This is a genomic window from Pantoea sp. DY-17 (assembly GCF_019795975.1).
GTDB lineage: Bacteria > Pseudomonadota > Gammaproteobacteria > Enterobacterales > Enterobacteriaceae > Pantoea > Pantoea leporis.
Map to the genome: position 1 here is coordinate 679,147 of NZ_JAIMIG010000002.1, position 13,139 is coordinate 692,285.

The following is a 13,139-nucleotide window of genomic DNA, read 5'->3' on the forward strand; positions in this document are numbered from 1 at the left end:
TCTGAGCAAAAGTTACCTGTTCTCCCCGCAGGTAATGAAATCAGACCATTACCTGCCGGTCAGATGGTTTCAGGCGTTTCCGCCCGCTATTTTTTTCAGTGCCACGACTTCTGAATGCTCAATATACGGCGGGAGTTCGCTGAAGAGTTTAACGATATGGTCAGCATTCAGATGCTTTTGCAGTAGGTCAAGAGAAGACCATTCTTCGGTCCAGACAAAACGACGGGGATTCTCTGCGTCCTGGTTAAGCTGATAAGTAATGCAGCCTTCTTCACTCAGAGTTCTCGCAATGACGCTGCAAAACATTTCTTGAACCTTATCTTCAAAGCCTTCCTTAACGGTAAATAATGCGACGACCGGTACAGTCATAGTGCCTCCTGAATAGTAACAATTGGCTTATTGAGCCTGATCAAACAAGTTATTCACGCCGCTCAGGGCAGACATGAAATCAAGATAGATGCGCGTCTTTGCACCGAATCGGATGTCATTGACAATCGTGAGCGAGCGCAATAAGGGATAAAGCCTGAAGTCCGATTCATTGATTTCTTCCCAGTACTCCAGGAGAGTCTCGAGTTCACCGAGCTGGCATTCCCTGTGCCTTTCAGGAACCTCCCGCCACACTGCCCATCAACGTAGTGAACGATATCCCTACTCCCAGCCATGAAAGTGCCGTCGTCCTTCTCAAGAATGGGAGCAATCTTTTTACCGACCATGCTGGTGGGCGTTTCAGCATCAGCTTCAGACATAACGCGCAGTTCAAAAGGAATTTTCTTTATCCCGAAAATCATGCGGGCCCGGACGCAGAATGGACAATGCTCGTAAATATATAACTTCATCAAGCAGCCTCCCTGTAGATTCTAGATTACTCACAAGTAACATTACTCAAAAGTAATGTTACTTGTGAGTAATCTTGGTGTCCACACATAATCCTTTATTTTACTTAGCTGTTAGAGAGTGATTACACTAGATGCGTTGCTCATCCAGTTTACTTATCGGAGCCCTGCTTTGTCACATCGCGTTACCCAGCCTCAGAACAGTCCGCAGCCTACCAGAGGCGAAGTAACCCGCCAGCGCCTGCTGGAGCATGCCTGCCGCGAATTCGCCAGACTGGGATTTCACAGCACTAAAGTGAGCAATATCGTCAAAGCCAGCGGGCTGAGCCAACCCACGTTTTACATCTATTTTGACAGCAAAGAAGCCGCATATGAGGAGCTCGTTCATGAGTTTCGCCGCAGACTCAGGATCATCACGAAAGATTTGCTGATCCAAAAGCCCATCGGCGGAGAAGCCTTGGTCAAAAGTCTCCAGTTCAGCTTTATCAGTTTCCTGAGTTTTCTCGCAGAAGATCCGGATCTGACAGAAATTGGTCTGTTCCAGCCGCCGGGCTGCACAGAAACTAAAGCCTCGCTCGCCGTATGGATCGCGGACAACATTGCACAGGAGCAGGAGCTGGGGGTATTCAGCAAGGACGTCGATGCGCTGACGGTCGCGCGATGCTTCGTCGGGATGATCGATCAGGCTGCCAGGGTTCCCCGGGATGAAATGACTTTGGAAGAGCTGGCAATGGGCTGTGCGCGTGTGCTGTGTAAGGGCATAGGGCATTGAGTCGGGTTTTACACCCTTAATCGAAAAAGTGGCGGCAAAAAACTAAAACTCAGACATCTGTCCTTGTAATGACTCTGATAGAGCCTGCACCTCCACGTCTACATAAAATTTAACCATTCCTACCGCGTCGTCGAGGGTAAATCCCCGTTGCGTGCTGTCTGTAGTCTCGTTAAGCGTCTCACTCGCATAAAGGGTATAGCATTACCCCGTCTCTTTTTACTGCATGGTTAACTTGCCTGACAGCACTTAGGCTGCATCGGCATGGGTGGGTATGCCGGGGTAATTCCGTGTGGGTGGGAGGGTCATACGCATGACGGAAAGCTGTGGCCTGCCCGAAGGATAGTGCTAATAAGGCTGCCCGCTCCATGCTTTGTCGCTCTGAAGTACGAGTTCGTGCTGCAGGTAAACCTGCTGCGGTTTTTTTTGCGTGTTCATCCTTCATACACTCTCCTTAAATTTAATTATCGCTGAGTGTAGCAGCCGCAAAAACGGCACCCGCAGGTGCCGTGATGGCTATCAGATTGTGTCCGGTAACGCGTAGGCGATGACATAATCGCCTTTACCTGTTCTCATGAAATGATGTCCGGTTGCTTCGATCACCACATACTCTTTACCGTTCTGTTCATAAACCATTGGATTTGCCTGGCCACCTGCCGGCAGTGGCGCTGACCAGACCGTTTTCCCGGTTCTAATATCAATGGCACGGATAAGGTCATCCGTCGCGGCTGCAATGAAGACCAGCCCGCCTTTGGTTACGGCAGAACCCCCATTGTTAGGCGTTCCGATGTTGATCGGCATACCGGTTGGAATGCCAAATGGACCGTTTTTCCTGGCCGTCCCCAGCGGGCGATCCCAGACGGTGTGCCCGGTACGCAAATCAATTGCACGAATGCCACCGTACGCGGGCTCGTTGCAGAGCATGCCGGTAAAGCCATTCTGCCAGCCCGGATTGATGTTCAGCGCAAACGGCGCGCCGCTCTGAGGTGTCAGCGGACTGGCATGGGTGTCAAGGTTATAGCCAATTTTATCCGAAGGATGGACGTGAAGCTTATCCGCAACGCTCCTTGCCACAAACTCGGTATAGTTAACGGTGTTGTTATAGTTGGCAATGACAAGACCATTCACAGGGTCAACTGAAACGCCACCCCAGTCACTTCCGCCGTTGTAGCCCGGATAGGAAATAAACGGTCTTCCGATTGAGCCCGGCGTATAGGCGCCTCTGTAGTCAGCCTGCTGGAATTTAATCCGGCAGTACAGCTGGTCCAATGGCGTCAGCCCCCAGGTACTGGCAGGCGTCAGATCCGGTTTGCGCATGCTATTGAAAGTGGAATATGGCTGGGTCGGCGAACGCTTATCCGGGTCGGTTCCTCCCTGTGGCGCTGGCTTTTCAATCACATCAAACAGCGGCTTGCCGTTTTCACGATTAAGAACGTAAAGCTCAGCGTTTTTGGTCGGCAGAATGATGGCGGGAATTTTACTGCCATCAGCCTGAGGATAGTCAACGAGGGTAGGTGGTGAGCCCAGATCGAAATCCCAGATGTCATGATGGGTCGTCTGGAAGTTCCAGTGCGGGAGCCCGGTGTTGATATCAAGTGCTACCAGCGAATCGCCATACTTCAGCTCAGCAGGGGTACGCGGCGCGCTCCAGTAGTCACCGGAAGGGTTAGCGACAGGAAGATACACCAGCCCCAGTTTTTCATCACCGGTAAACGAGGTCCAAACGTTAGGACTTCCGCGCTTGTAAGCGTCATTGCCGTGCTTAGGCGTGGCGTCCTCAGGATTAGCAGCATCCCATGCCCACTTTAGCTTGCCGGTTCGAACGTCGTAGGCTTTAGTAACGCCTGGCGGGCCAAAGACACGCTGGCCGTCAATGACCTGATGACCAACAATAATCGTATCCCTGATCACTACCGCTCCGGAGGTAATCGAAACGTAGCCGGTGTAGGTTTCACCCATATCCTTAAGGATCGATACCTCGCCGTTATTGCCGAAATCAGTGCAACGGGTTCCGTCCTGCGCATCCACCTCGAATACACGGGCATCAAGCGTGCCCAGAATGATCCTGCGATCACAGTGTTGATAAACAGCAGCAATAGCAGGAGCCGAAGCCGGCTGCGAAGGCTGTTGAGAGGGCTTCTGAGTACCGTCAAAATAGGCCAGAGAGCGGCATGCAGGAGTGTAAGGCAGCGCATCCCGGTTAATTTTAGGGTCAAAGCGCCATTTTTGTTTTCCCGTCGCAGGGTCTAAGGCGACGATGTTGTTGGCAGCGGTACAGACATACAGGAAGTCACCCACTTTGATTGGCGTGTTCTCCGTACCCCAGCGAGCGCCTGGTGGCAAATCTCCCGCATGCGTCTGCCAGGCAACCTTCAGTTTACTGACGTTTGCAGGCGTAATCTGTGACGTTGAAGAATAACGTGCTGCAGACAAATTTCCACCATAGGCAGGCCAGTCATTTTTGACCTCCTGTGAAGTGGTTCCGGTACCGGTGTCAGCGAAAAAGTTTTTACCGTCGGGTGCTGGAAAACCATTTGCCTCAATTGTGTTATGAGGAAGAAATGCCAGACCGCCCGCGCCAATAAAGGTGAGAACCAGTACTCCCGTCACAGCCCCGCTGTGCTTACGCTGCAGGCGTGGAAGCAGCGTTGACAGGTGGAAGGAGAACGCGATCGCCAGCACCAGTATCAGTGCGAAACGAGGCACCCAGCGCCAGTAATCCGTACCGGATTCAGATATCGTCCAGAACAGCGTGCCGAAGAACAGCAGGCTGAACCAGAGAACCGCAATAGCTTTCCCCCTGAAAAGGGCCACCCCAGACAGAATGCTGAGGACGCCTGCAATGGCGTAATACCAGTTACCTCCCAGCGAAATAAGCCAGACACCGCCGGCAAGCATGTAGATTCCCAACAGCAACAGTATTGCTGCAAGCAGTTTACCGACCCATCCTGGACGGTTCTTGAGGTTTGAAGGTTGATTCACGATTATGACCTTGCCTGTATGAATAATTAAACTAAATAAAGCGCGCAAATTGTTATCACGATGTAAGTATTTTGTCACACCAGTTATTTATATTAAGCACTAATTATCCAATGGGCTTTTAATTCATGAGTGCATGAGAAAAAACTCAGTATATTAAGAATGAAAATGTATGCCTATAGTTTTAAGGGGCAGGTGCGCTTGAGTAGTGAGGTATTAATCAGATGGTTGGGTTCATAAAATATCTGCTTTATTTATCTCATAAAGTACGCATCTGAAATTTCGTTAACTTTAAAAGGGATTAAATATGGGAACTAAAAGCCAAAAGAAATCCGAGCGATTCATTCCTGCTGAAATAGCCAAGAAACTCCCTGAGACCTCTGAAAGCATGCTGGCGGATGAATATCTGACGGACAGGCCTGAAGCCAGTTGTAGGGTCTTCCGAGCCTACAAAGGTGTTCCCCCGCATTTCCATCAGCAGTGTGATGAGTATTTATATGTTGTATCCGGCAGAGGGACGTTCTGGATGGAAGATGAAAGCACCGAGGCCAAGTTTGCTCCGGGTCACCTGTTATTTTTTGAGCGTAACGTGGTTCATGCGCTGCCAACGCTCATTGAAGAGCCTGTCGTTTTCCTGTCCATCGACAGTCCCCGTCGGGAACCTGATGATATCATTTTTGTGAACCCTGAGGACGGCTCTGCGTCTGATTTTATGCTACGTAACGGGCAGGGATAGCGCGCAATTGCCCGATGTTCTGCCGTGAGTGTTCTGGCGACAGAGGTCGGGCAGGCCACATATCAAAGCCGTACCTGTCATGCGTGGCATGGTCTTCTGATGCAGAGTTCAGTTAGTGTGATTTCATTCAAAAGCAATAAGTCAGCTAAAGCCGGTTTAGAAATCAGTATTTGTTTCAACCGATTCACCATTAATCGCATTTTCCAGACTGAGGTAAGTTTTCTCACCTATAGCCATGGCATTATCAATTAACTCATCCAAATCATGATCTGTCACCGCGACGGCATTTCCGTCTTTATTCTTTCCGCCACGATGCACCAGATGTTAACGTTTTAACGTAGCTAATTCGATAGCATCAATTGGCGTTTCGCAGATAAATATCAAAGGTGGCTTAAATCGCTTTTTTAATACGAGCAGCATTATGCTAACTAGCGCTGATATAATGCACCTTCACTACTTTGATAAGCTCTTTCCTAATTTTTCAACCGGTTCTCCTTTGAAGGTAAGGGCGATGATCTCTTTGCTGAATTTAAGCTCGGTTTTGGCCTTTTCAATAAATTCGGCAATGTATAAATCATCTTTATTAATACGCATTAATGAATAATTCAACAAAGAGCGTTTTATGGGCGGTAATGACATTCGTGTACGAGATACTAAGCCGATGATCTTTTCGCTCATTTTTAAAATCACCGTCAGCCAGAGATCTTATACCTTCAACTATTAATTTCTCATTCAGAGCCGTCGCATCCGCTTATGGCAGGAAACGGACGCGCGCGTCAGGCTCGCTATGAGCGAATAGCGGACATTCACGGCCATCAATTTAGCTGACAACATGGCCTTGATATATCGTCAAATTAGTGGCGTTTTTCTTTCGATATTCTTTAAACAGATTCAAATTTCATTTGTTATGACTCCTGCATCTTAACGACTACTTTGCCCTTCGCGTGTCCCTGACCCAAATAGGCAAGAGCTTCCTTTGCTTCTATAAAAGGGAATACCTTGTCGATCACCGGCCTGATTTGTTCCGCCTCAATGAGTTTGCCGATTTGGGCGAGCTGATCGCCATCAGGACGGACAAAAAGAAATGAATAAGTGAGGCCTCGATTTTTTGTAAGACGTATGATCTTGCGGCTCATCAGCCCGAAAACTAAACGCAGCAGGACATTTAGTCTCCGCGACCGGGCGAACGCAGCATCTAATGGACCGATGAGAGAAACAATTTTTCCACCCGGCTTGAGAATTTGGGTGGATTTTTCAATTGAATCGCCTCTGATAGTGCCGAGAACCACATCGTAGCCGCTCAGCTCGTTTTCAAATTCCTGCTTTTTATAATCAATCACTTCGTCTGCGCCCAGATGACTCACCCACCCGGCGTTGTCTGTGCTGGTTGTCGTGGCCACCTGTGCGCCAAGGTGCTTCGCCAGTTGGATGGCAAAACTGCCAATCCCCCCGGAACCTGCCGGGATGAAGACCTTCTGACCAGGCTGCAACCCGGCTCGCTCTGTCAGCGCCTGCCAGCATGTGAGGCTCACCATCGGGAGCGAAGCCGCCTGTACGAAATCCAGGTTCTTGGGTTTTATGGCTGCAGCGCTCTCTGGCACCACTGCAAACTCCGCAAGAGAACCTATTCCCGTGTCGAAAGTGCTGGCGAAAATTTCGTCACCTGGCTTGAACCGCATCACTCGACTCCCCACGGCGATGACAACCCCGGCTAAGTCGCTTCCCAAAGTAGCGGGGAGTTTAAAATGCAAAACCGGTTTGAATATTCCGGTTGGGATCATGTTATCAATCGGGTTCAGACCCACAGCGAAAACTTTTACCAGAATTTCATTATCATCGGGGGAAGGGCAATCGATGTTATCGAATGCCAGCTCAGGGGATTTACCATAGCGTTTAAACGTAAGTGCTTTCATCGTCTTATTCTTCATTTATTTTTTCGCATCAAGCTGAAGACTTTTGCGCACCACATTATCCAGGAATGATGCAGGGGCGAATCTGAGAATAAAATTCATTTGACCTGCCAGCCTTCCCGCCGTGTAGCGCACCTTCGGGCGTAAAGTCTGAGCAGCTTTAACCACCACGTCAGCCACCACCTCCGGACTTTCCGCCTCAGCCATTGCCTTGCTCACCACTTTCGTCAGCTTAGCCCGGATCTGGTCATACTCCTGAAGCTTTGCATCCGCCTCGATATTATTGGCTTCAAACTGTGTTTTCATGTAGGCAGGTTCGATGACAGACACTCTGATGCCCTGTGTGCGCAGTTCATGATCCAGTGCTCCGGTATACCCTTCAACCGCATGCTTACTGGCAGCATAAAGTGCCACATACGGCAACGGAACGATGCCGAGTATCGAACCGATATTGATGATGCGCCCGCTGCCCTGACGGCGCATATGAGGGATCACTGCGCGGCTCAACCTGACGATGCCCAAAAAGTTGGTGTCGAAAATGTGTTTGGCCTGTTCGACAGAACTCTCTTCCGCCGCCGCAGGAGCAACCCCAAAGCCCGCATTATTAACCAGAACATCGATTCGCCCCTCCAGACGCAACAGCTCCTCAATGGCGGCCTCGACAGAAGCGTCGTCCGTCACATCCAGCGCCAGTAAAGGAAATGGATGCTTTCCCGCCTGAGCGCCACGCCGGCTCGTACCATATACCGTAAATCCTGCGGCTAAAAGTTTATGACCAGACGCTTCGCCGATACCCGAGGACGCGCCGGTAACCAGTGCAACACGTTTTTTTGCCATGCTGAATAAGGCCTTCATGAGATGTTTCAGGTTTCTCATCGCTGATGAGACGACAGGCTGTAATTGATTTATGTCGGATTTACCGCTGTGCAGAACAGCCGGAAGACCGTTCTGCACAGGACACCTCATTGATTACAGTGATTTATATCGTTCTGCGGATTCATCTTGTTTGATGTCTGAAAGCAGAGCCTGACGCGAAGCATCCAGGGTGTCCCAGCGGGCAGCACTATGTAAAGGCGGAATGGTGACCCGTTCACGGCGGTCAAAACCTACCAGTGCGGCATCCACTAATTCGCCCACTTCCATGAATTTTGCCGAGTTAGTGATGTCGATACCCGCACGGTCCCAGATTTCCGTGTAAGTGCCGGCAGGGAGCACCGCCTGGATATAAATGCCTTTAGATGACAGCTCGACATTCATTCCCTGAGACAGGAAAAGCACGAAGGCTTTGGTGGCGCCGTAAACCGTCATGGCAAATTCTGGGGCGAGGCCGACGATGGAACTGATGTTGACGATCGATCCTTCGCCCGCTTGCACAAAGCGTGGTGCCACGGCACTGGCAAGTCTCGTCAGCGCAGTAACATTAAGCGCGATAAGGCTTTCTATTGAATCAGGTGTCTGCTCTGTAAAACTGCCGGACTGTGCAATACCCGCGTTATTGATAAGAATGCCAATCTGCGCGTCTTCACGCAGGCGAGCTTCGACCACAGCTAAATCGCTCGTTTGCGTAAGGTCAGCAGGCAAAACATCTACAGAAATGCCATTTTCCTGTCGCAGACGATCGGCCAGTATTTCTAACTTCGTTTTGTCGCGCGCAACCAAAACCAGGTCGTGGCCCCGGCGGGCGAACCGTTCAGCGTAAACCGCACCAATACCCGTGGATGCGCCTGTAATGAGAACTGAAGCTTTAGTCATAATTTGATCTTCTTTATTAAAGTGTAAACAGAATTCGCCATGTGCGATGTATGAAGAACCGTCACACCGGTGCTTTACTTACTGGTCTCAGTCAGCGACGGGTAATCGGTATATCCCGCTGCGCCACCGCCATAAAGAGTTTCAGGATTGATTGAGGCCAGAGGTGCGCCCGTCTTCAGCCTTTCGACCAGATCGGGGTTGGAGATGAACGGGCGACCAAACGCGAACAGATCGGCTTTACCCTGCGCAAGCTGAGCGGACGCCAGTTCCAGGTCATAGCCATTGTTGCCAATGTAGGTGTTTTTAAAACGCTGGCGCAGGGAGTCGTAATTGAACGGGGATACATCACGCGGGCCGCCCGTCGCACCTTCAACTACATGGAGGTACACGATGCCTAATGCGCTGAGTTGGTCAGCGACGTAATCATATTGCTGCTGCGGATCACTGCACGAAATCGCATTAGCAGGAGAAACCGGTGAAATACGTACGCCGGTGCGGTCAGCACCAATCTCATCTTTTACAGCCGCCGTGACTTCCAGCAGCAGGCGCGCACGATTCTCGACAGAGCCGCCGTATTCATCAGTACGCTGATTTGCGCCATCTTTGAGGAACTGTTCCAGTAGATAACCATTCGCGCCGTGAATCTCTACGCCGTCAAAGCCGGCGGCAATGGCATTGGCCGATGCCGTCCTGAAATCGTCAATAATCCCCGGTATTTCCTGCAACTCCAGCGCACGTGGCTCAGAAACATCAGCAAAGCCATTGTTCACAAAGGTTTTTGTCTCGGCGCGAATGGCTGACGGCGCGACCGGTGCAGCACCATCCGGCTGTAAATCGACATGAGAAATTCGTCCTACGTGCCATAACTGTACAAATATGCGGCCACCTTTGGCATGCACCGCGTCAGTCACTTTACGCCAGCCATCGATCTGAGCCTGCGTGTATATCCCCGGCGTATCCTGATAGCCCTGCGCCTGTGCGGAGATCTGCGTGGCTTCAGTGATCAGCAATCCTGCTGTGGCACGCTGGGCGTAGTAGGTCGCCGCCAGTTCGCCCGGTACCAGCCCCGCTCCGGCCCGGTTACGTGTCAGCGGCGCCATCACGATGTGGTTGGCCAGTGTTAGTGAGCCAAGTTCATAGGGTTGAAATAATGTCTGATTCGTCATGCTTATTCGCCCGTTAATGGTGGGTTGAGGTGTCAATATAATGATGATGATCATAATCTATAAAGTCAACACGTTTGATTACGGTCATCATCAATGTATACTTAAACTCAATTTTTAAGAGGGGCAGGAAAGCATGAAAGTGTCGAAAGAGCAGGTTCGGGAAAACCGGACACGCATTGTTGAAACGGCCTCAGAACTCTTTCGCGAACGCGGTTACGATGGCGTGGGCGTGGCGGAACTGATGTCAGCGGCAGGCTTAACCCATGGCGGGTTTTACAAGCACTTTGGTTCAAAGGCAGACCTGATGGCGGAAGCGATGAGCCGCGGATTTACGCGTTCTGCAGAAAGCACGGCAGGTGTGGACCGGGAAAAATTTATTGAATACTACCTCTCCCGACAACATCGCGATGATATGGGAAAAGGGTGCGTGATGTCAGCACTGGGCACCGATACATCCCGTCAGTCTGAATCAATCAAGGCGACATTTGCCGCCGGACTTGAACGCCAACTCGCCGTTTTAGGAGCTGAAAATGGCACGCGCGCTGACCTGATAGATACCATCGCCCATCTTGTGGGTGCACTGGTGTTGTCTCGTGCCTGCCCAGATAATTCCGCTCTGGCTGATGAAATTCTGGATGTCTGCCGTGCGCGTCTTGTTAATCATGAAGCCACTTAGGATTGAATGTGTTGGGCTTAGGGGACTTTTTTTCAGCAGTGCATATAAATAAATCACCAACGTCCGCTTCTGGCACAGAGCGGACGTTGTGCAGGCCCATGGTCTTATGATTTTTTGGCGGACGCGTACTGTTCGTCAGTGACCTTTTCCATCCAGTCGACAACTTTGCCGTCCTTCGCCTCAGCGATGGCTATGTGTGACATTGCGGTTTCGGCGGCCGCCCCATGCCAGTGCTTTATGCCAGCAGGGATCCAGACCGTATCTCCAGGTCGAATTTCGCGCACCGGGCCGTCCCATTCCTGCACCAGTCCCAGACCGGCGGTCACAATCAGCGTCTGACCGAGCGGATGCGTATGCCAGGCCGTGCGTGACGAGGGTTCAAAGGTAACGGTCGCACCACCTACACGCGCAGGTTCCGTTCCCTGGAAAGGCGCATCAATACGTACTGTTCCGGTAAAATACTCCGACGGACCTTTAACGGATGGCTTAGCGCCGCTTTGTATTACGGTAATCATGGGGGAATTCTCCTCTGAATGAGCAAATGAAACAGAAAGTGCAAGGGATACAGCAATAACAGCAAGTCTCTTCATACGGGCTCCGTTTACTGGTGCAGGTAAGAATTAATGCTGATTTAGCATCCGTAACATTATTCAGTGTAATCTTCACGCCATTGGTTGATAAGATAGACAAATATGAATAGGTATGTGCATGGCATGCAACAATGACACCTGAAAACCTGAATGATCTGCGCGCATTTGAGTCGGTGGCGCGGGAAAAAAACTTTACTCGTGCAGCTGCAATGCTGGGTATGTCTCGGTCCGGATTAAGCCATGCGATTACGGCGCTTGAAGCACGCCTGGGTGTAAGGCTGCTGATGCGCACCACGCGGAGTGTTTCACTCACAGAAGCCGGGCTGCGGCTGTATAAGACCTTACAACCGATGTTAACTGAACTGGATAATGAGCTAGCTTCACTGCGTTCTTTGAGCGACAAACCTGCAGGCATTGTGCGCATTACCGCTCACGATCACGCGATCGTATCGGTGCTCTGGCCGAGGCTACAGGCTTTGCTAAAACACTATCCGGATATTCAGATTGAACTAAGCGTTGACTATGCGCTGACCGATATTGTGGCACAGCAATTCGATGCCGGGGTCAGAGTGGGCAGCATCGTTGATAAAGATATGATTGCCGTCCGGATTGGTCCTGACTTTTATATGGCGGTGGTGTGTTCACCCGATTACCTGTGCAATAAAAGCATCCCTGCCAGACCCGGTGAGTTAACTACTCATAAGTGCATCAACCTCAGGCTACCCACGCACGGCGGGCTATATGCATGGGATTTTGAGAAAGAAGGTAAGTCGTTAACGGTACGCGTGCAGGGACAAACCGTATTTAACAATACCTATCTGATGCTACAGGCCGCTCTGGACGGGCTGGGATTTGCCTATATTCCGCTGGATCTGGCTCAGTCTTACATTGAATCGGGAAAACTTACTCCGGTACTTGAGGAGTGGTGGCCGTATTTCCCCGGATATCATCTGTACTATGCCAGCCGGCGTCAGATGCCGCCGGCACTTGCAGAGGTCATTGCAGCGTTACGATATCGCGAGGGGTAATGTGCCCATCGTTTGGGTGAGTTCAGGACCATGCCGCATGCCCGTCAATCCTGGCAGTGGAAGGGGACGTATTTAACCGCCCTCACACTTTTTCATTAACAGAAGCGCCGCTCAGGATTGGTTCAGCTCAGTAAGATTCAATCGAAAGTGTTGTTCTGGAGTAATAATTATCGATTTACCCCCATTCACATCTGATTAATTGAATAAAAATTTTTTAACCAATGTCCGCTATTCGCAAAAAGCAGACTTCAGGCCCATTATGGTTTCTGCTTTGCTGACGGAAGCAATTTTTTAGCTTCGTGAATGAGCTTTTTAATCTCTTCCAAAGGGATGCATCCTTCGTAGCAAGAAAAAGAGAATTCATGAGTTACGTCGGAATAGAAGACTTCAGCAATTTGCCGGAGCGGGGATGTTCCAGCCTCAGAAAGTTCGAGGTACATACCATCACGGATGACATCGCTTCCACAGGTTAGGTTGTATTGGATGTTAGCCATAAATATAATTTCCCATTTTCCTGTTAATGACGCCTCTGTTCGAGCGTAACAAAACATTTCCCTAAAGATACCTTTTATAGGTCCGCAAAGAGCGAAAAGCGGATGTTATGCCTTACATAATGTCCCTTTAGTTTGGAGAAGACTTAAAGGAATAAGGTAAAATTTACATGGCCGTACCCAGTTAATTCCGAAATCCGGCCATGTAA

15 protein-coding genes and 1 pseudogene are annotated in these 13,139 nt (G+C 50.2%); 4 read left to right on the plus strand and 12 right to left on the minus strand.

Features of this window, described 5'->3' with window-relative positions:
• Window positions 1-69: 69 nt before the first annotated feature.
• From K5Y33_RS13500 to K5Y33_RS23700, 3 genes and pseudogenes are all read right to left on the minus strand, one after another.
• Window positions 70-369: a putative quinol monooxygenase gene (locus K5Y33_RS13500; RefSeq protein ID WP_110868401.1), complete on the minus strand. Its 300-nt coding sequence runs from the start codon at window positions 367-369 to the stop codon at window positions 70-72.
• A 27-nt stretch (window positions 370-396) separates the two neighbouring features.
• Window positions 397-621 carry a hypothetical protein gene (locus K5Y33_RS23695; protein WP_370634128.1) on the minus strand — a complete coding sequence of 75 codons (225 nt, stop codon included), beginning with the start codon at window positions 619-621 and terminating at the stop codon, window positions 397-399.
• Window positions 588-836, minus strand: a pseudogene (locus K5Y33_RS23700) (glutathione S-transferase N-terminal domain-containing protein); the annotation flags it as partial. The gene K5Y33_RS23695 and the pseudogene K5Y33_RS23700, both read right to left, overlap by 34 nt.
• A gap of 169 nt (window positions 837-1,005) precedes the next feature.
• On the opposite strand from K5Y33_RS23700, the gene K5Y33_RS13510 reads away from it, so the two are divergent.
• Window positions 1,006-1,605 (plus strand): TetR/AcrR family transcriptional regulator, encoded by a 600-nt coding sequence (locus K5Y33_RS13510; RefSeq protein ID WP_222234232.1) that lies wholly within the window; start codon window positions 1,006-1,008, stop codon window positions 1,603-1,605.
• A gap of 516 nt (window positions 1,606-2,121) precedes the next feature.
• Here K5Y33_RS13510 and K5Y33_RS13515 read toward each other — a convergent pair.
• On the minus strand, window positions 2,122-4,584 hold the full coding sequence (locus tag K5Y33_RS13515) for a membrane-bound PQQ-dependent dehydrogenase, glucose/quinate/shikimate family (protein WP_370634129.1): 2,463 nt from the start codon (window positions 4,582-4,584) through the stop codon (window positions 2,122-2,124).
• Window positions 4,585-4,888: 304 nt separating this feature from the next.
• On the opposite strand from K5Y33_RS13515, the gene K5Y33_RS13520 reads away from it, so the two are divergent.
• Window positions 4,889-5,317 carry a cupin domain-containing protein gene (locus tag K5Y33_RS13520; RefSeq protein WP_255610314.1) on the plus strand — a complete coding sequence of 143 codons (429 nt, stop codon included), beginning with the start codon at window positions 4,889-4,891 and terminating at the stop codon, window positions 5,315-5,317.
• Between the two features lie 156 nt (window positions 5,318-5,473).
• On the opposite strand, the gene K5Y33_RS13525 is transcribed toward K5Y33_RS13520, so the two are convergent.
• The 6 genes from K5Y33_RS13525 to K5Y33_RS13550 form a co-directional block, all read right to left on the minus strand.
• Window positions 5,474-5,635: a hypothetical protein gene (locus K5Y33_RS13525; RefSeq protein ID WP_222234233.1), complete on the minus strand. Its 162-nt coding sequence runs from the start codon at window positions 5,633-5,635 to the stop codon at window positions 5,474-5,476.
• A 135-nt stretch (window positions 5,636-5,770) separates the two neighbouring features.
• Window positions 5,771-5,995, minus strand: a complete 225-nt coding sequence (locus K5Y33_RS13530; RefSeq protein ID WP_222234234.1) for a hypothetical protein — start codon at window positions 5,993-5,995, stop codon at window positions 5,771-5,773.
• A 227-nt stretch (window positions 5,996-6,222) separates the two neighbouring features.
• Complete coding sequence (locus K5Y33_RS13535) at window positions 6,223-7,245, minus strand: NADP-dependent oxidoreductase (RefSeq protein WP_222234235.1); 1,023 nt, start codon at window positions 7,243-7,245, stop codon at window positions 6,223-6,225.
• The gene (locus K5Y33_RS13540) at window positions 7,246-8,064 is read right to left on the minus strand and encodes an oxidoreductase (RefSeq protein ID WP_222234351.1); all 819 of its coding nucleotides are present in this window, start codon (window positions 8,062-8,064) and stop codon (window positions 7,246-7,248) included.
• Between the two features lie 132 nt (window positions 8,065-8,196).
• A complete protein-coding gene (locus K5Y33_RS13545; RefSeq protein ID WP_192413339.1) occupies window positions 8,197-8,979 on the minus strand; it encodes an SDR family oxidoreductase in 783 nt (260 codons plus the stop codon).
• A 74-nt stretch (window positions 8,980-9,053) separates the two neighbouring features.
• On the minus strand, window positions 9,054-10,145 hold the full coding sequence (locus K5Y33_RS13550) for an alkene reductase (RefSeq protein ID WP_222234236.1): 1,092 nt from the start codon (window positions 10,143-10,145) through the stop codon (window positions 9,054-9,056).
• Between the two features lie 133 nt (window positions 10,146-10,278).
• Here K5Y33_RS13550 and K5Y33_RS13555 point away from each other — a divergent pair, with 133 nt between their 5' ends.
• Window positions 10,279-10,821 (plus strand): TetR/AcrR family transcriptional regulator, encoded by a 543-nt coding sequence (locus K5Y33_RS13555; protein ID WP_222234237.1) that lies wholly within the window; start codon window positions 10,279-10,281, stop codon window positions 10,819-10,821.
• Between the two features lie 104 nt (window positions 10,822-10,925).
• On the opposite strand, the gene K5Y33_RS13560 is transcribed toward K5Y33_RS13555, so the two are convergent.
• Window positions 10,926-11,411, minus strand: coding sequence for a cupin domain-containing protein (locus K5Y33_RS13560; RefSeq protein ID WP_222234238.1), 486 nt, complete (start codon window positions 11,409-11,411; stop codon window positions 10,926-10,928).
• A gap of 131 nt (window positions 11,412-11,542) precedes the next feature.
• Between K5Y33_RS13560 and K5Y33_RS13565 the strand changes: the two genes are divergently transcribed.
• Window positions 11,543-12,439, plus strand: a complete 897-nt coding sequence (locus K5Y33_RS13565) for a LysR family transcriptional regulator (RefSeq protein ID WP_222234239.1) — start codon at window positions 11,543-11,545, stop codon at window positions 12,437-12,439.
• Window positions 12,440-12,696: 257 nt separating this feature from the next.
• Here the strand turns inward: K5Y33_RS13565 and K5Y33_RS13570 are convergent, their stop codons facing one another.
• On the minus strand, window positions 12,697-12,933 hold the full coding sequence (locus tag K5Y33_RS13570) for a hypothetical protein (RefSeq protein ID WP_222234240.1): 237 nt from the start codon (window positions 12,931-12,933) through the stop codon (window positions 12,697-12,699).
• Between the last annotated feature and the right edge of the window lie 206 nt (window positions 12,934-13,139).